The following is a 26,697-nucleotide window of genomic DNA, read 5'->3' on the forward strand; positions in this document are numbered from 1 at the left end:
CAGCAGGGCGTCCAGGTTGTTCGTCACACAACGATCTTGGACGCCCTGTCCGCGTTCCCGGACGCACCGTCAGCATTCGGAATGACTCGTCTAGGGGCTGCGCCTCGGGTCCTCGGGTTTCGTTCCCCGGGGAGGCCTGCCTCCGCGCCCGGGCGGTACGGCGCTCAGGGCCCCTGTGGCGCCGGGGGGTTCTGGTGCGCCGGAGGGTTCTGGTGCGCCGGGGGTGGCTAGTGCGCCGGGTGTGCGTCGGGGTCCCAGCCCGGGTAGCCGACTGCGACGGATCCCGAGCCGCTCGTGACGTCGAGGATGCGGTCCGATGCCTTGTCGACCAGTGCGTTCTGGATGTCCCGGCCGCCCGAGTCCGAATGTCCGAGGACCTGGTAGCGGGTGGCGTCGGGGACCGTGAGGGAGACGGCGCCCGATCCGGCGGTGGCGCTCACCCGTCGGGGCGGGGTGGAGAACTCGGCGCGCACCGTGCCGGATCCGGCTTCCAAGTCGGCTTCCGGGGAAGCGAGTTGGGCCGCCTCGATTTCGCCGGAGCCGACCGTTGCCGCGACCGTGCCCTTGAGTCCGCGCAGCTTCATGCCGCCGGATCCGCTCCTCAGGTCGACCGGTCCCGTCAGATCGCGGACGTCGATCTCGCCGGATGCGCTGCGCACGGTGAGGCTGACGCCCGCGGGGACCGTCAGGTGGAGTCCGACCTGGCAGGTGTGGACGTACTGGTCCACGAAGCCGTCGCACTCGGTGTGCACCTTGAGGGTGTCGCCCTCCCACGTCCGGTCGATCCTGGGCCGCTTGAGCAGCCAGCCGAGTTCGCCGTCCACGGTCACGCGTCCGGCGGGGCCGGGGGTGACGGTGATCTGGGCGGACCCGGATTCCACCTCGACCTCCGAGACGGCATGGGGGCGGTTGTTGTCGGGGCTGGCATAGGCGCCGCTCCTGCTGACGGAGTCGGCGAGGAGGGAGAGCGCGAGCGGCACCACGATGAACAGGGCGCCCACGATCGCGGCGGCGATCCAGGCGAGGCGGTGGGGCCGTCCCCCCGACCCCCCGGGCGGCCCGGCCGTTCCAGCCGCCTGCGATGCCCCGGACGCACCGGACGCCCCCGAACCACCGGACCCACCGGACCCGCCGGGCGCCCCGGACCCGCCAGAAACCCCCGAACCACCGGACGCTCCGGACCCACCGGACCCGCCAGACACCCCCGAACCACCGGACGCTCCGGACCCCCCAGACACCCCGGACCCACCGGACCCGCCAGACACCCCCGAACCACCGGACCCACCGGACCCGCCGGACGCCCCCGAACCACCGGACACCCCGGACGCCCCCGAACTTCCGGGCACCCCGGCCGTTCCGTGCTGGTCGTGCGCGGTGGTGGTCATGACGGGCCGCCGTCCAGGAAGCGCAGGACGGCCAGGACGCGGCGGTGGTCTCCGTCGGCGACGGGCAGGTCGAGCTTGGCGAAGATGTTGTTGATGTGTTTGGCCACCGCGCTTTCGCCGACGACGAGTTCGGCGGCGATGCCCGCGTTGGAGCGGCCTTCCGCCATGAGCGCGAGGACGTCGCGTTCGCGCGGGGTGAGCCGTTCCAGCGGGTCGGGTCCGCCGCCGCGGCGCAGCAGGAGCTGGGCGACGACCTGCGGGTCGAGGGCGGTGCCGCCTGCCGCGACGCGCTTGAGTGCGTCGATGAACTCCTCGACGTCGGCGACCCGTTGCTTGAGGAGGTAGCCGATGCCGCCTCTCTGGGTGGCGAGCAGGTCGGCCGCGTACCGTTCCTCGACGTACTGCGAGAGGAGCAGTACGGCGGTGTCCGGCCATTGTTGACGGATCATCAGGGCCGCGCGTACGCCTTCGTCGGTGAAGCCGGGTGGCATCCGCACGTCGACGAGCGCGAGGGTGGGCCGGTGGGTGTCGACGGCCGTGAGCAGGCTCTCGGCGTCCCCGGCCTCGGCGGCGACGTCGAAGCCGGCCATTTCGAGGACTTTGACGAGTCCTATCCGCAGCAGTACCGAATCCTCGGCGATCACAGCCCGCACGGCAGCTCCACAGTGATGACGGTCGGGCCCCCGTGGGGGCTGTTGATCCTGATGGTTCCGTCGACCGACCCTACGCGTTTGCGCAGGCCGAGCAGACCGGTGCCGCCCGCCGGGTCGGCGCCGCCCACGCCGTTGTCGCTGACGGTGATCGTCAGGAGTGTGGCGCGGCGCCGGACGTGGACCGAACAGCGCGTGGCGTGGGCGTGTTTGGCGACGTTGGCGAGGGTTTCGGAGACGACGAAGTAGGCGACGGCCTCGACGGTGGGCGTGGGGCGTTGGGCCAGGTCCACGGTGAGTTCGACGGGGAAGGGGGCGCGGGCGGCGATGCCGGAGATGGCGGCGTCCAGGCCGCGGTCCTCCAGGACGGCGGGGTGCAGCCCGCGTACGAGGTTGCTGAGTTCTTCGATGGCTTCCTTGGCCTCGCGGTGGGCTTCGTCGATGACGGCGCGGGCTTCGGGTGGCAGGTCGGTGAGGGTGGCGCGGGCGATGCCGAGGTTCATGGCGAGGGAGACCAGGCGTTGTTGGGCGCCGTCGTGGAGGTCGCGTTCGATGCGGCGGCGTTCCAGGTCGGCGGCGTCGAGGATGTCGGCGCGGCTTTCGGCGAGGTCTTCGACGCGGCGTTCCAGTTGCTTGGCGCGGCTGGGGCCGAGCAGGACGGTGGCCGCGCGGGTGTCGAGCCGGGTGACGAGGGCGGCGAGCCAGGGCGTGGCGATGAGCAGCAGGACGCCGAGGATGGTGAAGGCGACGTAGTCGCCGGTCCAGCCGGTGAGCCGGTCGCTCGGCGGCAGTGCCCACACCCAGGAGAAGACGAGGGCGAAGGAGGCGCCGAGGGCCCAGCCGAGGACGACGAGGGCGCCGCCGAGTGCGGCGAGCGGGGAGATGAGCAGGTGGTAACCGTACTGCCGCCAGGTCGTTTCGGCGCGCAGCCGGGGCAGCAGTCCGTGCCGGCGGTACCAGGGGCGGGGCCAGTGGATGGTGGGTATGTGGTGGCTGGTGAGTGACCAGAAGCGGCTGCGCTGGAGTGTGGTGAGGGGCGCGGACAGGGCGAGCAGGGTCGCGAGTGTCTTGAAAATGCTTCCGGGGTGGAGGGCGGTGTAGGTGAGGGCGAGCAGCGCGGGCAGGGCGACGGGGATGGCCGCGGCCGCGAGGGCGGTGTTGCGCCAGGCCCACGCCGACCACGGCGCGTGCGCGGTGGTCCAGTGGTACGCGCGCCGCAGCGGGCCGGAATTCGCCATGGGCACAGCGTAGATGGGCTGGTCAGAGGGTCACCATCATGGTGCTGCCCGGGCGGGGGTGGAGCCAGCACCACCTCGGGTTCGGACGGTCGCGTTACTGATCGGGGCGGCCTGAGCGGGGAGTGTGGTGGCTGTGCTCGGGCGGGGGGTCCGCCGGGCCGGAAGGAGCTTGCCGCCATGACTTTCGTCGCCCCTCAGGTACGTACGTCCCGCATGTCCCGCACGGTGGTGGGCACGTCGGGTGTGCTGGGCCGTCGGCCGCGGCTCGCCACGGTCCTGACGGGGGCCGGGGTGGCGTTGGTGCCGTGGATGGTGGTGCTGGCCAAGACGCTGCCGCAGACCACGCAGGTTTCCAACTGGTCGACGGCGTGGGTGGGTCTGGACGCGTTGTTGGCGCTGGGTCTGAGCGGTACGGGCGTTCTGCTGAGGCGGAAGGATCCGCGTGCCTGCCAGATCGCCGCGGCGACGGCGGCGCTGCTGGTGGTGGATGCCTGGTTCGATGTGACGACGGCGGCGCCGGGCGGTGAGCTCGCGACGGCTGTGGCGCTGGCGCTCGTGGCGGAGTTGCCGATGGCGGTGGTGTGCGCGGTGGTGGCGCTGCGCAAGCCGTGACTGGCGTGGCCAGTTGGGCAAGCCGTAGCCGGCGTGGCCGGCCGTCGCGCAAGCCGTGTCCGGGGTGGCCAGTTGCGCAAGCCATGGTTGGCGTGGCCAGGTGCGCAAGGTGACCGGGGTGGCCAGGTGCGCAAGCCGTGACCGGGTGGCCAGTTACGCAAGCCTCAACTCCCGTGCGGGGTACGGCAGAAGCCCCGGGTTCCTTGGTGGAGGAGCCCGGGGCTTCGTGGTGCTGCGGGGGCCGTGTCGGCGTCGGGGCGGGCCCCGCTCAGCAGGGTGTGGCTAGCAGCCGAGCAGGCGGCTGCCGAGGTACTGCTGGATCTGGTCCAGGGAGACGCGCTCTTGGGCCATGGTGTCGCGCTCGCGGACGGTCACCGCGTTGTCGTCGAGGGTGTCGAAGTCGACGGTGACGCAGAACGGGGTGCCGATCTCGTCCTGGCGGCGGTAGCGGCGGCCGATGGCGCCTGCGTCGTCGAACTCGATGTTCCAGTTCTGCCGCAGGTCGGCGGCGAGGCCCTTGGCCTTCGGGGAGAGCTGGGGGTTGCGGGACAGCGGCAGGACGGCGACCTTGACGGGTGCCAGACGCGGGTCGAGGCGCATCACGGCGCGCTTTTCCATGACGCCCTTGGCGTTGGGCGCCTCGTCCTCGTTGTAGGCGTCGAGCAGGAACGCCAGCATCGCGCGGCCGACACCGGCGGCGGGCTCGATGACGTACGGCGTCCAGCGCTCGCCGGCTTCCTGGTCGAAGTAGGCCAGGTCGTGGCCGGAGGCCTTGGAGTGGGCGGTGAGGTCGTAGTCGGTGCGGTTGGCCACGCCTTCGAGCTCGCCCCACTCGCTGCCGCCGAAGCTGAAGCGGTACTCGATGTCGGCGGTGCGCTTGGAGTAGTGGGACAGCTTCTCGGCCGGGTGCTCGTACCAGCGCATGTTCTCTTCACGCATGCCGAGGCCGGTGTACCAGTTCCAGCGCTGCTCCATCCAGTATTCCTGCCACTGCTCGTCCTCGCCGGGCTTGACGAAGAACTCCATCTCCATCTGCTCGAACTCGCGGGTGCGGAAGATGAAGTTGCCCGGCGTGATCTCGTTGCGGAAGGACTTGCCCATCTGCGCGATGCCGAACGGCGGCTTCTTGCGGGAAGTCTGCTGCACCTGGCCGAAGTTGGTGAAGATGCCCTGGGCGGTCTCGGGGCGCAGGTAGGCGACCGAGGCGGTGTCCTGGGTGGGGCCGAGGTGGGTGGAGAGCAGGCCGGAGAAGCTCTTGGGCTCGGTGAAGGTGCCCTTGTTGCCGCAGTTGGGGCAGTTCAGGTCGGCGAGGCCGTTCGCGGGGGCCTTGCCGTGCTTCTCCTCGTACGCCTCTTCGAGGTGGTCGGCGCGGAAGCGCTTGTGGCAGGAGGTGCACTCGGTGAGCGGGTCGGAGAAGGTCGCGACGTGGCCGGATGCCTCCCAGACCTCGGAGGCCAGGATCACCGACGAGTCGATGCCGACGACGTCCTCGCGCGAGGTGACCATGTAGCGCCACCACTGGCGCTTCAGGTTCTCCTTCAGCTCGACACCCAGCGGCCCGTAGTCCCAGGCGGCCTTCTGGCCTCCGTAGATCTCGCTGCACGGGTAGACGAAGCCACGGCGCTTGCTCAGGTTGACGATGGTGTCGATCTTGTCGGCGGCCACGGTGCTCTCTTCATTAACGACGACGTGAACGGGGGAACGGCGAAGCCTTCAGATTACCGGCGGCCGCACCCCCTCTATCAAATCGGTTGCCGGGCGGGGCCTCGCGCAGGGGTCGGCCCCGGGGCCCCGGCGCTGCTTCGCGGGGTCGCGCGTGCCGATGCACGCCGATACCCCGGGGTCCCGCGTGCCGCTTCCCGGGGTCGGACGTACTGACTCCCAGGGGGTCCCCCGTACTGATTATTGACAATCGTTTCCATCTTTGTTGAAAATGGATGTCATGAACGTACGACGCCTCATACCTGCGGCCGCGCTCTCCTGCGCCGCGCTCCTCGGCCTCACCGCCCTCACCGCCTGCGGTTCGAGCGTGGCCGGGGCCAGGAAGGACGGCAGGCTTGACGTGGTGGCGTCGTTCTACCCGCTGCAATTCCTGACCGAGCAGATAGGCGGCGACCACGTCTCGGTCGCCGGCCTGACCAAGCCGGGCGTCGAGCCGCACGACCTGGAGATCAGCGCCCACCAGACCGCCAGGCTCAACGACGCCGACGCCGTCGTCTACCTCAAGGGCCTCCAGCCCGCCGTGGACGCGGCAGTCAAGCAGGCCGACGTCAAGACGAAGATCGACGCCTCGACGCTCACCTCGATGGAGAAGCACGGCAACGAAGTGGGCGGCCACGCCGCGGCCCACGACCACACCTCCGGCGAAGAGGCCGGGGAGGACGACGGCGACCACGGCGGCCACCGCCACCACCACTCCGAGGCCGGCGACGACCCGCACATCTGGCTCGACCCGGTGAAGTACGCCGAAGTCGCCCGGGGCGTCGGCGCCGCCCTCGCCAAGGCCGATCCGGCGCACGCCGCGGACTACCGCACGAACACCGACACCCTGGTGGGCAAGCTCCACGTCCTCGACCAGGAGTACGCGGCCGCCCTGAAGAACTCCACGGCCCTCACCTCACGGGTCTTCCTCACCACCCACGCGGCCTTCGGCTACCTCGCCGAGCGCTACGGGCTGACCGAGGAGGCCATCAACGGCCTCGACCCCGACTCCGAGCCGAGCCCGGCCCGGATCAAGGACCTCCAGAAGATGGCGAAGGCCGACGGCGTCACGACCGTCTTCTACGAGACGCTGGTCAGCGGCAAGACCGCCAAGACCCTCGCGTCGGACACCTCACTCAGGACCGATGTGCTCGACCCCCTCGAAGGCATCACCCACAAGTCCAGAGGCACCGACTACTTCTCGGTGATGCGCTCCAACCTGGCCGCCCTGAAGACGGCGCTGAGCGCCAAGTGACCACCCTCCCCACCGCTTTGGAGGCATCCAACATGGCGCCCGTCATATCGCTCACCAAGGTGACCGCCGAACTCGGCTCGCGTCCCGTCCTGCGCGGCATCGACCTGGCCGTGGGCAGCGGCGAGGTGGTGGCCCTGCTCGGCGCGAACGGCTCGGGCAAGTCCACCGCCATCCGCACGATCATCGGCCAGGTGCCGCTCAGCGGCGGCTCCGTCGAGATCTTCGGCACCCCGCGCCGGCGTTTTCGCGACTGGGGGCGGGTCGGCTACGTACCGCAGCGCACCACGGCCGCGGGCGGGGTGCCCGCCACGATCCGCGAGGTCGTCTCCACCGGCCGTCTGTCGCGGACCCGCTTCGGGCTGCTGCGCCGGGCCGACCGCGAGGCCGTCGACCGGGCGATCGCCGCGGTCGGCCTCGCCGACCGCGCCAGGGACTCCGTGGACGCCCTCTCCGGCGGGCAGCACCAACGCGTCCTGATCGCTCGGGCGTTGGCGGCCGAACCAGAACTTCTGATCATGGACGAGCCCATGGCGGGCGTCGACATCGAGAGCCAGGAAATCCTCGCGGCCACCCTGCGCGAACAGGTCGCCGCCGGCGCCTCGGTCCTGCTCGTCCTGCACGAACTGGGGCCGCTGGAGCCGCTGATCGACCGGGCGGTGGTGCTGCGTGACGGCTGCGTCGTGCACGACGGACCACCCCCGAGAGCGGTCGGCCAGCACGCCCTGCCCGGCCACGACCACGTACATCCGCACACGGCCGCCGAGCCGGTACGCACGGGACTGCTGACCTGATCATGATGGAACTCCTCACCTCTCCTTTCATGCAGCGGGCGTTGTTCGCCGCGGCCCTCGTCGGCATCACCGCGCCGGCCGTCGGGATCTACCTCGTCCAGCGCCGCCAGGCCCTGATGGGCGACGGCATCGGGCACGTCGCGATGACCGGCGTCGGCCTCGGCTTCCTGCTCTCCACCTCACCGGTGTGGATGGCCACGCTGATCTCCGTGCTCGGCGCCGTCACCATGGAACTGATCCGCTGGTACGGCAAGACGCGCGGTGACATCGCCCTCGCGATGCTCTTCTACGGGGGCATGGCGGGCGGTGTGCTCTTCATCAACCTGGCGCCGGGCGGCTCGACCGCCAACCTCAACTCCTACCTCTTCGGCTCACTGGCGACGGTCTCGCAGTCCGACGTATGGGCCATCAGCATCCTGGCGGCATTCGTCCTCGCGGTGACCGTCGGCCTGCGCCGCCAGCTGTTCGCGGTGAGCCAGGACGAGGAATTCGCACGTGTGACGGGTCTGCCGGTGCGCGCCCTGAACCTCCTGACGGCGGTCACGGCCGCGGTCACGGTCACCGTCGCGATGCGGGTCGTGGGTCTGCTCCTGGTCTCCGCCCTGATGGTGGTGCCGGTCGCGGCCGCCCAGCAGCTGTCCCGCAGTTTCGCCTGGACCTTCGCGATCGCGGTCGCGATCGGGGTGACGGTGACGCTGAGCGGAACGGTCGTCACGTACTACGAGGACGTGCCGCCCGGCGCCGTCATCGTCCTGTTCACGATCGCGATCTTCATCGTCCTGACCGCGCTCGCGACGCCCCTGGCCAAGCGGCGGGCCCGGGTGCGGGCGGCCGCGCCGGCCGAGGGCGAGTGCGGTCTCGACGTGCCCGCGCCCGCAAAGCCTCAGGCCGGCGAGGTCACGGCCTGAGCCGGAGCTGGCACAATGGCCGCAGGACAGTTTGTACGGGTCAAGGCTTGGAGGCACCTGTGACGACAGCGCCGCTCGGCGGGTCGAATACCGCCCCCGTACGAGGCCGGTCGACCCGGCAGCGTGCCGCGGTGGCGGCGGCGCTGGACGAGGTCGACGAGTTCCGCAGCGCGCAGGAACTGCACGACATGCTCAAGCACCGGGGTGACTCGGTGGGCCTGACCACCGTCTACCGCACGCTGCAGTCCCTCGCGGACGCGGGCGAGGTGGATGTGCTGCGCACCAGCGACGGGGAGTCGGTGTACCGGCGCTGTTCCTCCGGCGACCACCATCACCATCTGGTGTGCCGGGTGTGCGGCAGGGCGGTGGAGGTGGAGGGGCCGGCCGTCGAGAAGTGGGCGGAGTCGATCGCGTCCCAGCACGGGTATGTGAACGTGGCCCACACGGTCGAGATCTTCGGCACGTGTGAGGCGTGTGCCGCCTCTCCGGCCCCCTAGCCCCGGCCCCGCCGCCCCCGCCGGGCCGGGCCCAGCCCCGCCCGGCCGGGGCCGGCGCCGTTGCGCGCGGGGCGCTCCCCTTCCGCCCTCGGATCGTGCGTGGCTGGTCGCGCAGTTCCCCGCGCCCCTGAACCCGCTTTCGTCTGCGGACCGCAGGGGCCGTTCGCGCAGTTCCCCGCGCCCCCAACCCCGCTCTTCGGCTCGGACCGTACGAGGTCCCCCGCGCCCCTGAACCCGCATCCATCTGCGGACCGTGCGTGGCTGGTCGCGCAGTTCCCCGCGCCCCCAACCCGCCCTTCGGCTCGGACCGTACAAGGTCCCCCGCGCCCCCTGAACCCGCATCCATCTGCGGACCGTGCGTGGCTGGTCGCGCAGTTCCCCGCGCCCCCAACCCGCCCTTCGGCGCGTCGCGGGGGCTCACTGCCGCGGGAGGTCGCCCGACTTGTCCAGGGCGGCCAGCGCCTCGTTGGGGATGGCGCCCCCGAACCGCCGGTCGCGGGAGGCGAACTCCAGGCAGGCCCGCCACAGGTCACGCCGGTCGAAGTCGGGCCAGAGCACGTCCTGGAACACCATCTCGGCGTAACTCGACTGCCAGATCAGGTAGTTGGAGGTGCGCTGCTCGCCACTGGGCCGCAGGAACAGGTCGACGTCCGGCATGTCGGGATAGTACAGGTACTTCGCGAAGGTCTTCTCGTTGACCTTCGACGGGTCGAGCCTGCCCGCCGCGACGTCCCGCGCGATGCCCTGCGCCGCGTCCGCGAGCTCGGCGCGCCCGCCGTAGTTGACGCAGAAGTACAGCGTCATCGCGTCGTTGTCGACGGTCTGCTCCTGCGCGATCTGGAGCTCCTGGACGACGGACTTCCACATCTTGGGCATGCGGCCCACCCAGCGGATGCGGATGCCGAGCTCGTTCATCTCGTCGCGGCGGCGCCGGATGACGTCGCGGTTGAAGTTCATCAGGAAGCGGACCTCGTCGGGCGAGCGCTTCCAGTTCTCGGTGGAGAAGGCGTACAGGGACAGGTTCTTGACGCCCATCTCCAGGCAGCCCTTGAGTACGTCGAGGACGACGCCCTCGCCGACCTTGTGGCCCTCGGTGCGGGGCAGACCGCGCTCCTTGGCCCAGCGGCCGTTGCCGTCCATGACGCAGGCGACGTGGTTGGGCACCAGCTCGGCCGGGATCTTCGGCGGGACCGCGCCCGAGGGGTGCGGCTCGGGGGTCTTGTAGTCGCGCCGGGACCGCCCGCCCAGGATTCCGCGTACTGCCATGTGGAGCTCTCTCCCTAGATGCTCTGGTGCTGCTCTGGTACTGCGCTGCTGCGCTACTGCTCTGCTCTGCTGCTCAGTTCTTCTCTACGTACCGCAAGGAGCGCAGGCCGCGCTCCAAGTGCCAGTGCAGATAGGCCGATACGAGCCCGCTGCCCTCCCGCACGTGCCTCGGTTCGCTCGCGTCCGCCGTCTCCCAGTCCCCCGTGAGCAGCGCGCTGAGCAGTCCGACGGCCTCCGCAGAGGGTACGACGCTGCCGGGCACGCGGCAGTCACCGCACACCACGCCGCCGCCCGCCACGGAGAAGAACCGGTTGGGTCCGTGGATGCCGCACTTCGCGCAGTCCTCGAAGCTCGGCGCGTAGCCGTTGACGGCGAGGGAGCGCAGCAGGAAGGCGTCGAGGACGAGGTGGGGGGCGTGTTCGCCGCGGGCGAGGGTGCGCAGCGCGCCGACCAGGAGCAGGTACTGCTGCACGGCCGGTTCGCCCTCGTTGTCGGTGAACCGTTCTGCCGTCTCCAGCATGGCCGTGCCGGCGGTGTAGCGGGCGTAGTCCGTGACGATGCCGCCACCGTACGGAGCGATGGTCTCACTCTGGGTGCACAGCGGGAGCCCGCGGCCGACGAGTTCGCTGCCGCGGGCGAAGAACTGCACGTCGACGTGGCTGAACGGTTCGAGCCGCGCCCCGAACTTGGACTTGGTCCGCCGCACACCCCGGGCCACGGCCCGCACCCGGCCGTGCCCGCGGGTGAGCAGCGTGATGATGCGGTCCGCCTCGCCCAGCTTCTGGGTGCGCAGGACGATGCCGTCATCACGGAACAGACTCATGCGCCCATTGTCCTGCACGGGCCGCCCGGGTCGGTGCGAGGGCCCGGATCGGGTGAGGAGCGGTACTCGTGCTGCCCGGATCCCGGTGGGCCGAAGGCGGAGGAGTTGATGCCTCGGGTGCGGTCCGGGTTCTGGTCGGCGGGCGGCGCGGTCGGTTCGTAGTGGCGCGGATCACGCCGGGCTCGCCGCCCTTGTCGTTCAAGCCTTCGCGGGGTGGGCTTCGGCGGTGGGCGGGTCGGGGTGGTGGCGTTCACGGCGTTCGCACAGCGCGATGGGGCACCATTGCGCGAGCACGGGTCGCTGTCCGTGCGTCGATGCTCCCACTCCCCTGGACGGACCGGAATGCCGCTGCCCACGACCGGCCGCCGTGCTCGCGCGGCGGGCTGTGCGTTTGCCGTGCTGGCGCTCGCGGGGTGCTCGGCGGGTGAGGGGGTGCGGGACGACGGGCCCGCGACCGCGCCCTCCGCGTCGGTGACCGCCTCGCCGCTGTGGCCCGACCACACCGCATCGGCCGCCCCCGCCAAGCCCGGTCAGGGCTTTCGCGCGCGCGGGCCGGTGCCGGGGGTGACCGTGCCGGAGGGGGATCTGGCGCGGGTCGACGGGGCGCGGCTGCTGGGCGCCGACCCCACCACCGACCGGGCGGTGCAGGCCGGCCTCAAGGAGTGCCCGGACGGTTCCGCATGCCGGCTGCGGCCGCCCGCGTACGCCGATCTCACCGGTGACGGACGACGTGAACTCGTCCTGGCCTACGACGACTTGGGCCGCACCATCCTGTGGGTGTACACCGCGGTCGGCGAGCAGGCCCACGCGGTGCTCGAATACGCGGGGCGGCCCGGGATGAGCGCCGAGACGCTGGGAACCGATCTGGTCGTCACCGAGCCGGCGGGGGGACGCGACCGGCAGTCCGTCACCACCCTGCGCTGGAACGGCGCCGTGCTGGCGCCCCTGCCTGCCGCTTCGGACCCCGCCAAGGGGGCCGCCAAGGCGCGGCCGTCGCAGGACTCCCTGATCGAGCCGACCGACGAGCCCGCCACCCCCGGCCAGGACTGAGCCCCGCGCGACCCCGGGCGGCAGTTGACGCCTTCGCCGTCCGCCTCCCCCGTATCGCTGACCTCTTGGCGGGCTCCCCCTTTGGCCGGGCGCGCCTGTAGGGCGGGCCGCAAGGACGAGCTCACGGGCTGACGGCCGGTTCCCTCAGGACGGTGTGCGGGCCGCTGCGAGCAGCCGGGCGGTGTCGTCCGCGCAGAGCGAGAGCGCGCCGCCCACGATGCTGAGCACTTCGCGTTCGGCCGGGCTGTACGGGCCGTCCGCGAGTGCGATGCGCGCGCCCTGGAGCAGGATGGACTCGCGGCCCGCGGGGGCCAGGTGCGGGGCCAGCGGTTCCAGCGCCTCGTGGAGTTCGATGGCGAGCGCGGCGCCGCAGGGGTCGGTGTCCTCGACGGGGTCGCTGACAAAGCGCCCGGTGTCGGCGGCCAGCGCCTCGATGAGGGCGATCAGCTGTTCCTCCGTGCAGTCCTCGAACCCGGCGGCCCTGACCGTGGCGACGGCGGTGCCGGTGACCGTACGGGACGAGGTGCCGCCCGCCGCGAGGACGGCGAGGGCGACGGTGTGCACGGCGTCGCGGAGCATCGCGGAGAAACGGGTCGTGGTGGGGTGGTCCAGGGTTTCCGTGCCGAAGTGGCCCAGGCAGGCGGCGCACTCGACGACGGGGCCCGCGGCGCCGCGGGTGACGAGCGGGACGCCGAGGATCGCGAGGCGCCTGCGGCCGGTGCGGCGCTGGTAGTTGCGGTCGCCTCCGCAGTCGGGGCAGAAGAACTCTCCGTCACCGACGGTGTGCCACTGCGTGCGGGTCGACCAGAGTCGGGGGCGCAGACGGAGGCGGGCGCCGGGGCTCGTCCCGGTGCTCAGGTTCGTACCGTTCTGTCCCTGTGCTGGCCGCACCGCGCACCTCCGTAACGCTCCGGCAACGTTGCCGCGTTGACGTGATGTTAGCCACATCCGTGATGTGGCGTCAGCACCCCGGAAGAAGGAACACCCGCCGATTGGCCAATTCCCGACCCCCCGGGGCTCCACCCTGCACCGGGCGCCCTACACGTGGGGCGCGCCCTGCGACCCCGGGCGCCCTACGGGGGCGAGAACGGACCTCCGGCGGGCTCCACCCGGCACCGGGTGCCCTACGGGGGCCCGCGCCCTGCGACCCCGGGCGCCCTACAGGGGCGCGGGGAACTGCGCGGGTGCCCCACCACGGTCCGCACCCGAAAGCCGGGGCCCCGGGGCGGAGCCCCAGACCCCGGGGGCCGCCCCACCCAGGGCCGAGGATGCCCGTGCAGGCCTGCACCGAGTAGCCAGGGGCGCGGGGAACTGCGCGAACGGGACGCACCCGCGGCGAGACGCGGAACGGCGCCGGGCTCGCCCGAGCGGGGCGGTACCGGCGCCGTACGACGGGCCAGGGGGCCGGGGGCCAGCAGGCCGGAGGGGCCGGGGGCCGACGGGCCAGGGGGGCCCGGGGCTAGCGGGCCGCGCGGTTGACCGCGGAGATGACCGCCTTCAACGACGCCCGAGTCGTATTCGCATCGATCCCGATCCCCCACAGCACAACGCCGTCAATCGCACACTCGATGTACGACGCGGCCTGCGCGGACGCCCCCTCGCTCATCGTGTGCTCCTGGTAGTCCAGCAGCCGCGCGTCGACACCCGTCGCGGCCAGCGCCTCGAAGAAGGCCGAGATCGGACCGTTGCCGGTGCCGGTCAGCACCGTGTCGACGCCGTCCACGACCGCCTCGACCGTCAGGGTGTCGCGGCCGTCCGTGTCCGTGGTCGTCTGGCCCGAACGCAGCTGGATGCGTCCCCAACGAGCCGCAGGGTTCTCGGGGTTGGGCAGGTACTCGTCCTGGAAGGCCGACCAGATCGCGGCGGGGGTGACCTCGCCGCCCTCGGAGTCCGTCTTCTGCTGGATGATCTTCGAGAACTCGATCTGCATCCGGCGCGGCAGGTCCAGCTTGTGGTCGTTCTTCAGGACGTAGGCGATGCCGCCCTTGCCGGACTGCGAGTTGACGCGGATGACGGCCTCGTAGGAGCGGCCGACGTCCTTGGGGTCGATGGGCAGGTACGGCACCGCCCACTCGATGTCGTCCACCGTCTTGCCCGCGGCGGCCGCGTCCGCCTCCATCGCGTCGAAGCCCTTCTTGATGGCGTCCTGGTGGGAGCCGGAGAAGGCGGTGTAGACCAGATCGCCCGCGTAGGGGTGGCGCGGGTGGACCTCCATCTGGTTGCAGTACTCCGAGGTGCGGCGGATCTCGTCGATCTGCGAGAAGTCGATCTGCGGGTCGACGCCCTGGCTGAACAGGTTCATGCCCAGGGTGACCAGGTCGACGTTGCCGGTGCGCTCGCCCTGGCCGAACAGGCAGCCCTCGATGCGGTCGGCGCCGGCCATGATGGCCAGCTCGGCGGCGGCCACGGCCGTGCCGCGGTCGTTGTGGGGGTGCACGGACAGGCACACGTGCTCGCGGCGGGTCAGGTTGCGGCTCATCCACTCGAAGCGGTCCGCGTGCGTGGACGGGGTCGAACGCTCCACCGTGGCAGGCAGGTTGAGGATGATCTCGCGTCCCGCCTCGGGCTGCCAGACGTCGCACACCGCCTCGCAGACCTCCAGGGCGAAGTCCAGCTCGGTGTCGGTGAAGATCTCCGGCGAGTACTGGTAGCCGAAGATCGTCTCGTCGCCCAGGATCTTGTCCGCGTACTCCATGACCAGCCGGGTGCCGTCCACGGCGATCTGCTTGACCTGCTCCTTGGTGCCGCGGAAGACGACGCGCCGGAAGGTGGGGGCGGTCGCGTTGTACAGGTGGACGGTGGCGCGGTGGGCGCCGCGCAGGGACTCCACGGTGCGCTCGATCAGCTCTTCGCGGGCCTGGGTCAGGACGGAGATCGTCACGTCCTCGGGGATGGCGCCCTCTTCGATGATGGAGCGTACGAAGGCGAAGTCGGTCTCGCCGGAGGAGGGGAAGCCGACCTCGATCTCCTTGTAGCCCATGCGCACCAGCAGGTCGAACATCTCGCGCTTGCGGGCCGGGCTCATCGGGTCGATCAGCGCCTGGTTGCCGTCCCGCAGGTCGGTCGACAGCCAGCGCGGGGCCTTGGTGATCCGGCCGTTCGGCCAGGTGCGGTCGGGGATGTCCACGGCGTCGTACTGACCGTACTTGTGGATCGGCATCCCGGACGGCTTCTGCGCCTGGGTGGCGTTGGTGACGGGGGTGGGGCGGCCAACGGGCTGGGACATGGCGTGCGGCTCCTCGAAAGTAAAGAGAGGGACGGCCGACTGTCGAGCGCAACACCAGATCCCGCGGGGAGGGGGTCGGCCTACGACTACAGGCCCTCGCCGCGGCAGCTAAGGAGAAGCAGCCCGATACGCATGATGCCGCAGCCTAGCCGAGGCCCGACGCGAGCGCCGGACCCGTATCAGTATGCGGGACGCAGAAGTCAAACCACCCCAAAAGTGACGAATGCCATGGCCACGGCTTCACCCCGCCCTGGCCCGCATGGCACCGCCACGACCGCACCCGCCGCATGACCACTCAGCCCCATGTGAGCGCACATGCGCAGCCGCACGACGAAGCCGTGCGGGCTCTCCGCGCCCCGCCTGAGAATCACGCGCCCCGCCCGAGAATCACGCGCCGCCCGCACGTCGACGGGGTCGCGTCCCGTGAGCATCATCGCCGGTTCGCGGTCGGGGCAGGACGCGGAGTGATGCGGGTGGACAGTCACGAGTGCTCTCGCCGCATGTGGTCGTTCACGGTGTCGATGAGTTCCAGGAGGGCATCCCGTGTCGCCCAAGAAAGGTGCGCGCTGAGCCCGCCCTCACCCGGATAGAGAACCATCGCACGCTGCGCCTCGATGGTGTACGCCAAGGCTATGTCATGGCAATAGGGATGTTCCGCCGACACGACATCGGCAACAATTTCATCGAATTCCCGATCACCGTCGTCCATGAGAATTGCATGCAGCCCGAAAAAGTAACGAAACATGCGAAGGAACTCCCAGCCCGCCACGGGAAGTTCGCTGTACTCCAGCGTAGGCTGCCGGTTGAGGATCAGCACGATTTCGGCGAGCGTACGCACATACTCGACAGGTTCCATGTCGCCACACGCCCGCTTCGTCTTCTCCCTGAACTCTGGAGGAAAATCGGACAGGCCGCCGTGGGACTCCACGGAGTCGGCGACGAATGTCAACACGCCTGCGGCCGCATACACAGAACAGTTCCAGTCGGCGGTCACATCATTGCGAACGAGGCGGATGTAACGCTGAATCTCAAGGTCGAGGGAGAGCTCACCTCCGGACTCCTGTACCGCGATCGCGATGTCGAGAATGCGTAGCGCCGGGCCGTCCGAGAACAGCGACACGGGGAAGGGCTTCACATCGACCATTTCCTCAATAGGGACCATTGTGCGGCATGGCGCCAAGAACGACGAGAGGCGGATGCACACCCTCTTCATGGGTCGGGCGAACCTGAATCCATTCCTTGTCGACGACCTTGGCATGCATACCGTCAGCAACATAGTTGAAGATCAATGTCGCCAAAGGCCGTTCAGGGGCTACCCCCGCCGCACGGTGGCTGCGGCGCGGGCTCGCGACGGCGACGGCGACGGCGACGGCGACGGCGACGGCGCGGAGTATCGGTCGGTGGTGAAGGGCCCGGTGTCGCCGTGCGTCCCCCGGCCTCGTGCCGCCTTCGCGGGTGGGGACCGGTGACGCGGGCGCCCGGCCTCGTGCCGCCTGTGCGGGTGGGGGCGGGTGTCGTGAGGCCTGCCCACCGGGCGGGGGTCGGCCTGGTGGCGCCTGCGTTTCGCGCGTGGGGGCTCCGGTTTCGGCCTCCCGGACCGGACCCGCTGACGCGCCCTGCCGCGGCTGCTAGACAGGGGCCATGCGTATTCAGGTTTGCCGTTCAGGAGGGTTCGCCGGTATCGAGCGCCGGGCCGAGATCGACACTACGGGGCTGCCCGATGCCGCCACGTGGCACGCGCTGGCGGAGGCGGCGTTCGAGGAGGGGCGCAGCGAGCCGGCGCCCGGGGTGCCGGACGGTTTCCACTACACCATCACTGTCGACGGGCGGACGGTGCACTGCGCCGATCCCTGCCTGACCGACGCCCAACGGGAGCTGATTTCAAGGGCGTTGAAGGAAGGGGCGTAAAGCGGCGCGCGAGCCGGGCCGGGCGGGCTGCGCGCAAAGCCGGGTGCGGGCGGGGCGCCGCGCTGCTTTGATGCGGACCATGAGCCTGCCTGTCCCGCCCTCACCCTCCGCCCCCGCCTCCGCCCCGCTCGACACGTTGGAGCGGTACTACGATGCCGCGCCCAGGAGTTCGGCGCGCGCCGAGGACTTCGGTGCGCTGACCCTGTTCGTCAGGGAGGGTGCGGGCTGGCCCTTCTATGCGCGGCCCACCCTCGGCCATCCTGGGCCGGTGGCGGCCGCGGATGTGGACGCGGTGCGGGCCCGCCAGCGTGCGCTCGGTGCGCCCGAGGCGTTCGAGTGGGTCGCCGAGGTGAATCCGGGGCTGCGCGCGGCGGTCGAGGAGTCGGGTCTCACCGTGCACGAGCACCCGCTGATGGTCCTCGACCCCGAGGCGCCCACCCCGGAGCCGCACCCCCTGGTGCGCGTGCTGGGGGCGGCCGATCCACTGCTGCACGCCGCCCTGGTGGTGCCGCATCTCGCCTTCGCCGCGCCCGGTACGGGAGTTGGACCGGCAGGGCCGGCCGAGCTGACGGCGGCGATCGCCGCCCGGGCCGGTGACGGCCGGGCCGCGCAGGTCGGCGAGCGGATCCGCGCGGGCCGCACGGCGGTGGCGGCCGCTTTCGAGGACGGGCTGCCGTTCTGTTCCGGGATGCACAACCCGGTGGGTCCGGTGACGGAGATCGTCGCGGTGGGCACCCTGCCGGCCGCGCGGCGCAGGGGACTCGGGCGCGCGGTGACGGCGTCGCTGATCGCCGACGCGCGGGACGCGGGTGTGGCGACGGTCTTCCTGTCGGCGGGCGACGCCGATGTCGCCCGGATGTACGCACGTCTCGGTTTCCGCCCGGTGGGTACGGCACTGATCGCCGAACTCGCCGCTCCCTGACGTTTGTTGAAGCGCTGAGACGTACCTCTCCTGGCCTCGTCCCGCAGCACGGCGGCGCTCCCCCTTGCCCTGCGCACACCCCGCTGCGTACGCTGTGCGCAGTAAGAGAACAGCGTACGCATTACGGGAGGGGAACCCGATGTCGACGGACGTGAGCTGGGACCAGCAGGGGCAATGGCGCGCCGAAGGGGGCTGGGGGGCCAGTGGTTCCGCCGAGGAGCGCGTCTACCTGGACAGCTGGCAGGCCCGGCTCGACCGGCTGCGCCGTGAACATCACGTGCCCGGCGCCTCGCTCGCCGTGCTCACCCACGGCAGGGTCCACGAGCTGGCCAGCGGCGTGCTGCACACCGGCACCGGGGTGACGGCCACCACCGATTCCGTCTTCCAGCTCGGCTCCCTCGCCAAGACGTACACCGCCACGCTGGTCATGAGCCTGGTCGATGCGGGCAAGCTCGACCTGGACGCACCGGTGCGTACGGTGCTGCCGGACTTCACCGTCGCCGACGAAGCGGCGAGCCAGACCATCACGCCGCGGCAGCTGCTCTCCCACACCAGCGGCCTGACCTGCGACTTCACCTTCGACTCCGGTCGGGGAGACGACTGCGTCGAGCGGTACGTCGACGCCGCCAAGGGCGTCGCACTCGACTGCCCGCCCGGCAGCGCCTGCTCCTACAGCAGCCTCGGCTTCAATGTGCTGGGCCGCATCGTCGAGGTGCTGACCGGCACCACCTGGGACCAGGCGCTCAAGGATCTCGTGCTCGCCCCGCTCGGCGTGACCCACACCATGACGCTGCCCGAGGAGGCACTGGCGTTCCGGACCGCGATGGGGCACCTCGGCGAGTACGGCGAGGACCCCGCCCCGGCACCCGCCTGGGACCTCATGCCGCGCTCGGCGGGCCCCTACGGCCGGGTGCTCGCCACCGCCGGTGACGTCGCCCGGCTCGCCCGGATGCACCTCGCGGGCGGTACCGCCCCCGACGGGACACGGGTGCTGAGCCCCGAGAGCGTGGCCGCGATGCAGGTCCGCGAGGTCGACTCCCCCGACAAGTGGACCGTCCACGCGGACGGCTGGGGCCTCGGCTGGACCTTGTACGACTGGAACGGCATCCCGGGCTTCGGTCACGACGGCGCCTCGATCGGCCAGTACGGCTTCCTGCGGGTGGTGCCCGGCGCCGATGTGGCGGTGGTGCTCCTGACCAACGGCGGCGACGCGCGCCGGCTGTACGAGGAGCTTTTCGCCGAGCTGCTCGGCGAGCTGGCGGGCGTGGGGATGCCCGCCCCTTTCGGGCCGCCCGCCGAGCCGGTCGCCGTGGACTTCACGCCGCTCACCGGCACGTACGAGCGTGAGGGCGTTCGCATCACCGTCTCCGAGCGGCAGGACGGCGGGCCGCACCTGCTGTACGAGTTCGTCGGCGGCATGAAGGACTTCTCGCCGCCGCTGGAGATGGACCTCGTGGCGGTGACGGACACGGTGTTCGCGGGCGCGGGCTCCGGCGCCTACAGCGCGGACTGGATGCCGGTCGTCTTCGCCACCCTCCAGGACGGCACCCGCTGCTGCTACATCGGGATGCGCTGCGCCCCGAAGACGGCCGGGCCCGCCCTCCCGGCGAGGCCCCGCCCCCGCGGCCGGGCCCGCTCAGAAGCCGAGCTTGCGCAGCTGCTTGGGGTCGCGCTGCCAGTCCTTGGCGACCTTGACGTGCAGGTCGAGGAAGACCGGCGTGCCCAGCAGCGCCTCGATGTGCTTACGGGACTTCATGCCGACCTCCTTGAGACGCTTGCCCTTGGGGCCGATGATGATGCCCTTCTGGCTGGGGCGCTCGATGTAGACGTTGGCGTGGATGTCGAGAAGCGGCTTGTCGGCGGGCCGGTCCTCGCGCGGGATCATTTCCTCGACGACGACGGCGATGGAGTGCGGCAGCTCGTCGCGTACGCCTTCGAGGGCGGCCTCGCGGATCAGCTCGGCGACCATCACCTGCTCGGGCTCGTCGGTGAGGTCGCCCTCCGGGTAGAGCGGCGGGCTCTTGGGCAGCATCGGGATGAGCAGGTCCGCGACGAGCTTGACCTGCACGTCACCGACCGCCGATACCGGCACGATCTGCGCCCACTCGAAGCCGAGCTCCGTGGAGAGCTGGTCGACGGCGATGAGCTGTTCGGCCAGCGTCTTGGAGTCGACGAGGTCGGTCTTGGTGATGATGGCGATCTTGGGGGTCTTCTTGATCCCCGCGAGTTCCTTGGCGATGAACTTGTCGCCCGGGCCGAGCTTCTGGTCGGCGGGCAGGCAGAAGCCGATCACGTCGACCTCGGCCCATGTGGTGCGCACCACGTCGTTGAGGCGTTCGCCGAGCAGGGTGCGCGGCTTGTGGAGCCCGGGGGTGTCCACCAGGATCAGCTGGGCGTCCGGGCGGTGCACGATGCCGCGCACGGTGTGCCGGGTGGTCTGCGGGCGGTTGGAGGTGATGGCCACCTTCTGCCCGACCAGAGCGTTCGTGAGGGTGGACTTGCCCGCGTTGGGGCGGCCGACGAAGCAGGCGAAGCCGGCCCGGTGGGTGGTCTCGGCGGCGGTGTCAGCGGCAGGGGTACGAGCGCTCATGCCGCCATTCTCCCCGATCCCGGAGCCGCCGCCGCCCAGCCCCTGCCAACTTGCCCCCTGGAGCTCCGCCCCAGCCCCCGTTTCGCGCCTCGAAGCGCGCTCGTCCTCAAACGCCGGACGGGCTGAAGATGCGCATGCCGGCGCGGCGCCGAACAGCCCGGCGGGCTGAAAATGCCCATGCCGCCCGGCACCAGCACCGCCAAGGGGCGCGGGGGACTGCGCCACCAGCCACACACGGTCCGCCCCCCGAAGGCGGCGGCCCCCGGGGCTCCGCCCCAGACCCCGAACGCGCCTGAACGGCGCTCGTCCTCAAACGCCGGACAGGCTGAAGATGCCCATGCTGGCCCGGCGCCGAGCCGCCCGGCGGGGTGAAGATGCGCATGCCGGCCGGCACCGAACAGCCCGGCGGGCTGAAGATGCGCGTACCGGCCCCGCACCGAACAGCCCGGCGGGCTGAAGAGGCCCACGCCGCCCCGCACCAGTGCCGCCAAGGGGCGCGGGGAACTGCGCCACCAGCCACGCACGGTCCGCACCGGGAAGGCGGGGGACCCTGGGGCTCCGCCCCAGACCCCGAACGCGCCTGAACGGCGCTCGTCCTCAAACGCCGGACGGGCTGAAGACGCGCATGCCGGCCCCGCGCCGAACAGCCCGGCGGTGCTGTGGCCGGGGTCGGGGGCGGCCGGGTGGGGCTCGGGGGCGGGCCCTGACCTCAGCGGGGCCTCGTACCCGCCGACGTGAGGCGCCGGCGAGCAGACTGTCCCGGCCACCCGCGAGGAGAAGGGCGGCGGAGCACGCGGTGAGCCGTGAAGGCCAGGACCGCGGCCAGCAGGACAGCCGCCGCCAGCCAGGGCAGGGCCAGGAACGACGCCCCGGCGGAATCCTTCGCCCCCTTCGCGCTCGCCGTCAACGTGACGTCGCCCCAGTCCAGTTGGGGAGATCCGTGCCAGGTCTCGGTGAGCGTGACCCGCTGTCCGGGCAGCAGCTCGGCGGGGACCTTGGTCAGGCCGCGGCTGAGCAGCGTACGGCCGAAGAGTCCGGTCGCGCTCAGGTCGACCTTCGGGGTGAGCGTGACGTTGCCGCGGTTGTGCAGCGTGTACGTGATGTCGGTGCGGCTCTCCCCCGTGCCGGGCACCAGCGGCCGGTGCTGGGCGAGCGAGACGTGCTCGACGGCGAGCGCGGGCACGGCGGGTCCGCCGACCCGCAGATAGATCCGCGCGCCGACGGCCTGCTGGACACCGACGGCCACCCTGCCGCTCCCGGCCTGCCCGGCACTGACGCGGTCGTCGAGCGCGACCAGGGCGCCGACGTGGTCACCGGGCTCGGCGTCCGGCGGCACGGTGAGGGTGAAGGGCACGGTGAGCGAGGAGCGGGCCGGGACGGTGAGCGCGCTCCGCGCCGGTTTCGCCCACGCGCCCACACCGCTCTGCTTCTCCTTCTCGGTGCGTACGGCGAACCCGCCGTCGCGCTCGGTGTTGTACGCGTCGGCCCCGTACAGCCGGAAACTCAGCGGCGCCGCCGTCTTGTTGGTGACCGTCACCTTGTCGGTGAGGGTGGCACCGGGGCCGGCGGCGAGATAGAAGTACGGGCGCTGGGACGTGCCGGACGACGCGGGGAAGACGGACCAGGTGCCGTTGTCGGCGGCGTACACGGCGGGCGCGGTGAGCAGCGCGAGTGTGGGCGCGGTGAGCAGCGCCAGTACGGCGGCCAGGAGGAGTGCGGACAGCTTGCGCACGGTGCGGGACCCCCGGGGACGGGTGGGCCGGCCGGGTGCGCGCCCGGCCCACGGGTGGACATCAGGTGAGGGTGAGGGTCAGTACGCCGCTGTAGGTGCCGGGCGGGGTGAACGCGGGCACGTCGAGCGAGAGCTTCGCGTCGACGGTGAACTCGCCGCCTGTGAGCCCGGCGTTCGGGGTCGAGGCGAGGGTCGCGCCCGCGCTGCCCACGGTTCCGGTTGAGCCCGCGGCGCACACGGACGGGGAGCCGGCCTTGGTGGCACAGGCGGGGGTCCAGCTGAGCTTGCCGGCGTCGATGGAGCCGCCGGGGCCGGTGAAGTCGGTGACCTTGCCGGTCAGGGACCAGCCGGCGGGGCCGCCGCGGAAGTCCTGGACCGTCACCGTCTTCAGGTCGCCGGTGGAGGCGCCGCCCTTGCCGAAGTCGACCGCGCCGAGGTCGACGCTGTCACCGGCCTGGGACATCGACAGCGTGCCCGCGGTCACCGAGGCGTTGAGCTGCTGGCTCGGTCCGGTGGGCGGGGGGCCGCTGTTGACCGTGTACGCCACCGGGCCCGCGCCGTTCGCCGGGTCCCAGGCCGCCCCTTCGTAGGCCACGATCCCGGTGGTCGCCGGGTCCGTGATCTTCGGCCGGGCGGTGAAGCCGCCGGTGGCGTCCGACGTGAAGGTGATCTTGTCGGCGGTGGTGGCGGTGCCGTTCCAGCCCGCGACGGTGACCTCCGCGTTCGGGGTGAACTTGGAGCCGGTCACGGTCGTACGGTCACCGGCGTTGCCCGCGGCCGGGTCGGCCGTGATGGTGCGTTCGTTGACCTGGCCCCCGCCGTCCGTGGCGTTGACCGTCTCGGAGACGGGCGCGGGCGGGTTGGTGACGGTGCAGGGGGTGTCCAGCTCCATGATGTAGCTGGTGTGGATGTTGTAGTCGCCGGGCGACAGGGTGATCGCACCGGCCTTGGTGGCGGTGAAGCTGCCGCTCATGGAGAACGCCGGGAACGCGCCCTTGCCGGGCACCGGGTCGTTCTTCTTGGGGCCCGCCACGTCCACGGAGCCGGTCTGGGCGCCCGCGAGGACGACCTTGCCGGTCGGGGTCATGATGTCGGCCGGCAGGGCGATGTCGACGGGGTTGCTGGCGGCGGGCTTGTTCACCGTGTAGGTGACGGTGACCTTGTCGCCGACCTTGGGTGCCGCGTTGTCGACGGTGATGGTCGCGTTCGTGGTGCCGTCGATGGGCGGGATGCCGGCGATGGCCGGTGGGATGCAGTGCGTGGCGAAGTCGACGGGCGTCGCGGCCAGTGCGCTCGCGGGTGCGGCGAGCGCGCCGGTCCCCGCGGCGAGTGCGACCGCCCCCAGTACGGCGGCCAGACGCCGTCTTCGACGTTCCGACATGGGCGTGCCCCCCTTCGTGAAGTGGCACAGCGCGGCTCGGCTGCGCCGACAGGGGGCCATTGACGGCTCGGCGCGAAAAGAAGTCAATGGAATCCCGCCGCATTCACTGATGGGCCATCAGATACTGTCAAGTTCGTAGTGTCTGTGCGGGGGTTCAGGTCGGATCGCGCGCATGCGGTGCGGGCGCAGTGGGCGCGCCCCTGGACATACGGAAGCCGGCGCCGCCCGGGACGGCACCGGCTCGAAGATCCCTGCGTGGAGCGGTGGTGCGGTCGTGCGTCGGTGCGGTGGAGCGGTCGCGCGTCGGTGAGGTCGGGCGTGACGCGTGAAGCGGTGGCGCGTGGATCAGCGGGGCCGCGTCAGAAGACGAACGGGCCCGGTGACTGGGAGGTCGTCGCGTCGCAGTTCACCGTGATCCCGAAGATCACCATCTTCAGGGCGGTGCCGGCGAAGTACGAGTTGAGGCTGTCACCGGCGGCGACGGTGCCGTTCAACGGGCCGATCTTGACCGAACTGCCCGCCGGCAGGGCCGGGTTGGCCTTGCCGCTGAACACCCGGGTGCCGCCTCCGGACTTGGCGAGGGTCAGGTTCGCGCTGATCTGGTTGGCGCCGACGGCGATCGGGGTGGTGACGGCCGAGGTCAGCGTGACGGTCGCGGCCGTACCGCTCTGGGTCGCGGTGAGCGTGGCGCCACCGCCGCCCCAGGCCCCGCAGTCGTACGTGGCGGTCGCTGTGGTCGGCGTGACGGCGGCGGCACTCGGCGCGAGGGCGAGGCCCGCGACGGCCACCGCTCCCACCGCGAGCGCGGCCCGCGCGACCGGCCTTCTGCTGCTTGTACGCATGATTCCCCTTCCCATGACAGGGAGTTGAACGTCTGCCGCGTCGTCGACCCGCGCCGCGCGGCAGCCCAGGGGCCCACGTGCACGGGTGCGCGGGCGTGCGGGCATGGCTCTGCCTGGGCTGCGCTCAGGGGCGCGGAGGGGGTCCGACTCCGGTGCGGGGTTGCGGCTCTGCACCCCGTGCCGGTCCGTCCCAGGGATCTGACGGTCCGTCGGTTTCGACTGTCGTCCATTGATGCGCGGGCTGTGTGGGATTGCAAGGGGCGCCGCGTTGATTGTTGGGGCCCCTGAACTACTCCATGCCGGGCGGCATGGGCCACCTCAGCCCGCCGGACTGCGCCTCGTTTCCGCCTGCGGACCGTGCCCGCCTCTCGCGCAGTTCCCCGCGCCCCTTCACAACTCCGTGCCGGGCGGCACGGTCCCCCTCAGCCCACCGGGGTGCACCCCGCCTCCCCCTGCGGACCGTGCCCGCGTCCCGCGCAGTTCCCCGCGCCCCTGAACTACTCCACGCCGGGCGGCATCGGCCCCCTCAGCCCGCCGGGCTGCACCCCGCCTCCCCCTGCGGACCGTGCCCGCGTCCCGCGCAGTTCCCCGCGCCCCTGAACTACTCCACGCCGGGCGGCATGGTCCCCCTCAGCCCGTCCGGCGATTGAGGACGAGGGCCGTTCAGGCCCGAACGGGGTCTGGGGCGGAGCCCCGGGGAGCTGCACCAACAAGTAGCCGCACGGGCGGGCGGGTGGGCGGACGGGGCCGAACCCCGCGAGGTCAGAACGTTCCGGTCACCTCCCCCGCCGGCGAGGCCACGTACACCGGCGTCCCCGCCCCGCCCAGATCCCGTACCGCCGCCACGTCCGCCTCCGCAGGAGCCCCCGCCTCCGAGACCACCGCCGCCGCTTCCAGCGATGTCGCCCCGCTCGCCACCGCCATCGCCACCGCCGTCCGCAGCGCGGAGAGCTTCAGGGAGGGCAGCTCGACCGTGCCGGCCACATAGGTGCGGCCGGTCTCGTCGCGTACGGCCGCGCCTTCGGCCACCCCGTTGCGGGCCCGGGCGCTGCGGGCGAGCGTGATGATCTTGCGGTCCTCGGCGTCGAGTTCGGTGCTCTCAGTCATGCCCCGAGCATAAGGAATACCCGGGCCCGACGGTCGCGGGGGCTCAGCCCTGGATCGCCTGATCCAGCTTCCTGGCCACCGTGGCGGTGACGGTCTTGAACTCCGGCGCCGCCACCCCCACCGGCTGCTTGCTCTTCGCCGAGAACGTGCTCAGCACGGCGCCCTTGCGGACCACGTAGGTGTCGAAGCCCATTTTGACCGGGCCCATGTCCAGGACCAGCTCGTAGCCGTGGGCCTCGTCGCCCGCCTTGTCCACGGTCAACGGCTTGAGCGTGGCCGGAGTCTTGTCGCCGTCCATGTTCACCACAAAGGACGCGCACTCGGTGACGGACGCGTCGAACGGCTTGAGGTAGCCCGTCGCCCTGTCGCCGTCGAAAGCGAAGACCTGCTGCCCGCCGTTGTCGAAGTTGCTCGTCTGCCGGGCCGTCGCGCCCATCTTGTCGGGGGCGCTCTGCATCAGATTCAGGAACATCTGGCAGTCGCGGTTCTCGGCGCTGCCCACGCTCTCCCCGGCCTCGGGGTCGACCTGCCAGCCCGCCGGGGCTTCCTTCGCGGTCAGCAGGGCGGCCTTGAGCTGGGCCTGGGTGACGGACTTGGCCGCGCCGGTCGGAGCGGACGCCGAGGGGCGGGCCGCCGACGTGTCCTTCCCCGCCGCGGCCTTGTCACTCTTGCTGTCCGAGCCCCCGCACGCGGCGGCGAACAGCAGGGACGAGGCGGCAAGAGCGACCGCGGTGGCACGTCTGACGGAGGTGGCGGCGAAAACGGGCATGCGGAAATCCCCCCACGGGATGCGAAGTTGTGTATGACCTGTGC

Annotated in this window: 23 protein-coding genes and 1 pseudogene; 9 read left to right on the plus strand and 15 right to left on the minus strand. The window is 71.4% G+C overall.

All coding sequences use genetic code 11. The features are described from left to right. Window positions 1-227: 227 nt before the first annotated feature. The 3 genes from ACGFW5_RS00005 to ACGFW5_RS00015 form a co-directional block, all read right to left on the minus strand. Window positions 228-1,001, minus strand: coding sequence for a DUF4097 family beta strand repeat-containing protein (locus ACGFW5_RS00005; protein WP_393831845.1), 774 nt, complete (start codon window positions 999-1,001; stop codon window positions 228-230). 380 nt (window positions 1,002-1,381) lie between these two features. Beyond that, window positions 1,382-2,038 (minus strand): response regulator, encoded by a 657-nt coding sequence (locus ACGFW5_RS00010; protein ID WP_393831846.1) that lies wholly within the window; start codon window positions 2,036-2,038, stop codon window positions 1,382-1,384. Next, the gene (locus tag ACGFW5_RS00015) at window positions 2,026-3,273 is read right to left on the minus strand and encodes a sensor histidine kinase (RefSeq protein ID WP_393831847.1); all 1,248 of its coding nucleotides are present in this window, start codon (window positions 3,271-3,273) and stop codon (window positions 2,026-2,028) included. The genes ACGFW5_RS00010 and ACGFW5_RS00015 overlap by 13 nt, the downstream gene beginning before the upstream one ends. Window positions 3,274-3,450: 177 nt before the next feature. On the opposite strand from ACGFW5_RS00015, the gene ACGFW5_RS00020 reads away from it, so the two are divergent. Continuing rightward, on the plus strand, window positions 3,451-3,885 hold the full coding sequence (locus ACGFW5_RS00020) for a hypothetical protein (protein WP_393831848.1): 435 nt from the start codon (window positions 3,451-3,453) through the stop codon (window positions 3,883-3,885). A gap of 282 nt (window positions 3,886-4,167) precedes the next feature. On the opposite strand, the gene ACGFW5_RS00025 is transcribed toward ACGFW5_RS00020, so the two are convergent. Next, window positions 4,168-5,550: a glycine--tRNA ligase gene (locus ACGFW5_RS00025; RefSeq protein ID WP_393831849.1), complete on the minus strand. Its 1,383-nt coding sequence runs from the start codon at window positions 5,548-5,550 to the stop codon at window positions 4,168-4,170. 277 nt (window positions 5,551-5,827) lie between these two features. Between ACGFW5_RS00025 and ACGFW5_RS00030 the strand changes: the two genes are divergently transcribed. The 4 genes from ACGFW5_RS00030 to ACGFW5_RS00045 are packed head-to-tail and all read left to right on the plus strand — an operon-like array spanning window position 5,828 to window position 9,037. Beyond that, on the plus strand, window positions 5,828-6,841 hold the full coding sequence (locus ACGFW5_RS00030) for a metal ABC transporter substrate-binding protein (protein ID WP_393831850.1): 1,014 nt from the start codon (window positions 5,828-5,830) through the stop codon (window positions 6,839-6,841). A gap of 32 nt (window positions 6,842-6,873) precedes the next feature. Beyond that, window positions 6,874-7,632, plus strand: coding sequence for a metal ABC transporter ATP-binding protein (locus ACGFW5_RS00035; RefSeq protein ID WP_393832329.1), 759 nt, complete (start codon window positions 6,874-6,876; stop codon window positions 7,630-7,632). Between the two features lie 5 nt (window positions 7,633-7,637). Further along, entirely contained in the window at window positions 7,638-8,540 is a 903-nt protein-coding gene (locus ACGFW5_RS00040) for a metal ABC transporter permease (protein WP_393832330.1), read from the plus strand. Window positions 8,541-8,599: 59 nt separating this feature from the next. Further along, window positions 8,600-9,037 (plus strand): Fur family transcriptional regulator, encoded by a 438-nt coding sequence (locus ACGFW5_RS00045; protein ID WP_393831851.1) that lies wholly within the window; start codon window positions 8,600-8,602, stop codon window positions 9,035-9,037. Between the two features lie 417 nt (window positions 9,038-9,454). Here the strand turns inward: ACGFW5_RS00045 and ACGFW5_RS00050 are convergent, their stop codons facing one another. Both ACGFW5_RS00050 and recO read right to left on the minus strand, forming a co-directional pair. Continuing rightward, window positions 9,455-10,303 carry an isoprenyl transferase gene (locus ACGFW5_RS00050; RefSeq protein ID WP_393831852.1) on the minus strand — a complete coding sequence of 283 codons (849 nt, stop codon included), beginning with the start codon at window positions 10,301-10,303 and terminating at the stop codon, window positions 9,455-9,457. 73 nt (window positions 10,304-10,376) lie between these two features. Beyond that, complete coding sequence (recO, locus tag ACGFW5_RS00055) at window positions 10,377-11,126, minus strand: DNA repair protein RecO (RefSeq protein ID WP_393831853.1); 750 nt, start codon at window positions 11,124-11,126, stop codon at window positions 10,377-10,379. Window positions 11,127-11,468: 342 nt separating this feature from the next. Here recO and ACGFW5_RS00060 point away from each other — a divergent pair, with 342 nt between their 5' ends. Further along, on the plus strand, window positions 11,469-12,176 hold the full coding sequence (locus tag ACGFW5_RS00060; RefSeq protein ID WP_393831854.1) for a hypothetical protein: 708 nt from the start codon (window positions 11,469-11,471) through the stop codon (window positions 12,174-12,176). 144 nt (window positions 12,177-12,320) lie between these two features. Here the strand turns inward: ACGFW5_RS00060 and ACGFW5_RS00065 are convergent, their stop codons facing one another. From ACGFW5_RS00065 to ACGFW5_RS00075, 3 genes are all read right to left on the minus strand, one after another. After that, a complete protein-coding gene (locus ACGFW5_RS00065) occupies window positions 12,321-13,067 on the minus strand; it encodes a TerB family tellurite resistance protein (protein ID WP_393831855.1) in 747 nt (248 codons plus the stop codon). Between the two features lie 568 nt (window positions 13,068-13,635). Continuing rightward, window positions 13,636-15,402, minus strand: coding sequence for a 2-isopropylmalate synthase (gene leuA, locus ACGFW5_RS00070; protein ID WP_393831856.1), 1,767 nt, complete (start codon window positions 15,400-15,402; stop codon window positions 13,636-13,638). Between the two features lie 481 nt (window positions 15,403-15,883). After that, complete coding sequence (locus tag ACGFW5_RS00075; RefSeq protein WP_393831857.1) at window positions 15,884-16,546, minus strand: hypothetical protein; 663 nt, start codon at window positions 16,544-16,546, stop codon at window positions 15,884-15,886. 497 nt (window positions 16,547-17,043) lie between these two features. Here ACGFW5_RS00075 and ACGFW5_RS00080 point away from each other — a divergent pair, with 497 nt between their 5' ends. From ACGFW5_RS00080 to ACGFW5_RS00090, 3 genes and pseudogenes are all read left to right on the plus strand, one after another. Next, complete coding sequence (locus ACGFW5_RS00080) at window positions 17,044-17,310, plus strand: protealysin inhibitor emfourin (RefSeq protein WP_393831858.1); 267 nt, start codon at window positions 17,044-17,046, stop codon at window positions 17,308-17,310. 79 nt (window positions 17,311-17,389) lie between these two features. Next, a complete protein-coding gene (locus ACGFW5_RS00085) occupies window positions 17,390-18,232 on the plus strand; it encodes a GNAT family N-acetyltransferase (RefSeq protein ID WP_393831859.1) in 843 nt (280 codons plus the stop codon). A gap of 139 nt (window positions 18,233-18,371) precedes the next feature. Continuing rightward, window positions 18,372-19,430, plus strand: a pseudogene (locus ACGFW5_RS00090) (serine hydrolase domain-containing protein); the annotation flags it as partial. Window positions 19,431-19,868: 438 nt separating this feature from the next. Here the strand turns inward: ACGFW5_RS00090 and era are convergent. The 6 genes from era to ACGFW5_RS00120 all read right to left on the minus strand — a co-directional run bounded on the left by era (window position 19,869) and on the right by ACGFW5_RS00120 (window position 26,653). After that, window positions 19,869-20,822, minus strand: a complete 954-nt coding sequence (gene era, locus ACGFW5_RS00095) for a GTPase Era (protein ID WP_393832331.1) — start codon at window positions 20,820-20,822, stop codon at window positions 19,869-19,871. Window positions 20,823-21,531: 709 nt separating this feature from the next. Further along, a complete protein-coding gene (locus ACGFW5_RS00100; RefSeq protein WP_393831860.1) occupies window positions 21,532-22,554 on the minus strand; it encodes a WxL protein peptidoglycan domain-containing protein in 1,023 nt (340 codons plus the stop codon). 61 nt (window positions 22,555-22,615) lie between these two features. After that, on the minus strand, window positions 22,616-23,935 hold the full coding sequence (locus ACGFW5_RS00105; protein ID WP_393831861.1) for a beta-xylosidase: 1,320 nt from the start codon (window positions 23,933-23,935) through the stop codon (window positions 22,616-22,618). A 359-nt stretch (window positions 23,936-24,294) separates the two neighbouring features. Next, window positions 24,295-24,777 (minus strand): hypothetical protein, encoded by a 483-nt coding sequence (locus ACGFW5_RS00110; protein WP_393831862.1) that lies wholly within the window; start codon window positions 24,775-24,777, stop codon window positions 24,295-24,297. Window positions 24,778-25,539: 762 nt separating this feature from the next. Then, the gene (locus tag ACGFW5_RS00115) at window positions 25,540-25,884 is read right to left on the minus strand and encodes a cytidine deaminase (protein WP_393831863.1); all 345 of its coding nucleotides are present in this window, start codon (window positions 25,882-25,884) and stop codon (window positions 25,540-25,542) included. A 43-nt stretch (window positions 25,885-25,927) separates the two neighbouring features. Further along, on the minus strand, window positions 25,928-26,653 hold the full coding sequence (locus tag ACGFW5_RS00120; RefSeq protein ID WP_393831864.1) for a hypothetical protein: 726 nt from the start codon (window positions 26,651-26,653) through the stop codon (window positions 25,928-25,930). Window positions 26,654-26,697: the final 44 nt, after the last annotated feature.

Origin of the sequence: Streptomyces sp. NPDC048416 (assembly GCF_043200435.1) — a bacterium.
GTDB lineage: Bacteria > Actinomycetota > Actinomycetes > Streptomycetales > Streptomycetaceae > Streptomyces.

Bases quoted from the DNA above. Each gene is read 5' to 3' on its own strand.
- ACGFW5_RS00015 (WP_393831847.1), bottom strand. From the start codon at position 3,273: ATGGCGAATTCCGGCCCGCTGCGGCGCGCGTACCACTGGACCACCGCG.
- ACGFW5_RS00020 (WP_393831848.1), top strand. From the start codon at position 3,451: ATGACTTTCGTCGCCCCTCAGGTACGTACGTCCCGCATGTCCCGCACG.
- ACGFW5_RS00030 (WP_393831850.1), top strand. From the start codon at position 5,828: ATGAACGTACGACGCCTCATACCTGCGGCCGCGCTCTCCTGCGCCGCG.
- ACGFW5_RS00035 (WP_393832329.1), top strand. From the start codon at position 6,874: ATGGCGCCCGTCATATCGCTCACCAAGGTGACCGCCGAACTCGGCTCG.
- ACGFW5_RS00040 (WP_393832330.1), top strand. From the start codon at position 7,638: ATGGAACTCCTCACCTCTCCTTTCATGCAGCGGGCGTTGTTCGCCGCG.
- ACGFW5_RS00050 (WP_393831852.1), bottom strand. From the start codon at position 10,303: ATGGCAGTACGCGGAATCCTGGGCGGGCGGTCCCGGCGCGACTACAAG.
- recO (WP_393831853.1), bottom strand. From the start codon at position 11,126: ATGAGTCTGTTCCGTGATGACGGCATCGTCCTGCGCACCCAGAAGCTG.
- ACGFW5_RS00060 (WP_393831854.1), top strand. From the start codon at position 11,469: ATGCCGCTGCCCACGACCGGCCGCCGTGCTCGCGCGGCGGGCTGTGCG.
- leuA (WP_393831856.1), bottom strand. From the start codon at position 15,402: ATGTCCCAGCCCGTTGGCCGCCCCACCCCCGTCACCAACGCCACCCAG.
- ACGFW5_RS00075 (WP_393831857.1), bottom strand. From the start codon at position 16,546: ATGGTCGATGTGAAGCCCTTCCCCGTGTCGCTGTTCTCGGACGGCCCG.
- ACGFW5_RS00080 (WP_393831858.1), top strand. From the start codon at position 17,044: ATGCGTATTCAGGTTTGCCGTTCAGGAGGGTTCGCCGGTATCGAGCGC.
- ACGFW5_RS00085 (WP_393831859.1), top strand. From the start codon at position 17,390: ATGAGCCTGCCTGTCCCGCCCTCACCCTCCGCCCCCGCCTCCGCCCCG.
- era (WP_393832331.1), bottom strand. From the start codon at position 20,822: ATGAGCGCTCGTACCCCTGCCGCTGACACCGCCGCCGAGACCACCCAC.
- ACGFW5_RS00105 (WP_393831861.1), bottom strand. From the start codon at position 23,935: ATGTCGGAACGTCGAAGACGGCGTCTGGCCGCCGTACTGGGGGCGGTC.
- ACGFW5_RS00110 (WP_393831862.1), bottom strand. From the start codon at position 24,777: ATGCGTACAAGCAGCAGAAGGCCGGTCGCGCGGGCCGCGCTCGCGGTG.
- ACGFW5_RS00115 (WP_393831863.1), bottom strand. From the start codon at position 25,884: ATGACTGAGAGCACCGAACTCGACGCCGAGGACCGCAAGATCATCACG.
- ACGFW5_RS00120 (WP_393831864.1), bottom strand. From the start codon at position 26,653: ATGCCCGTTTTCGCCGCCACCTCCGTCAGACGTGCCACCGCGGTCGCT.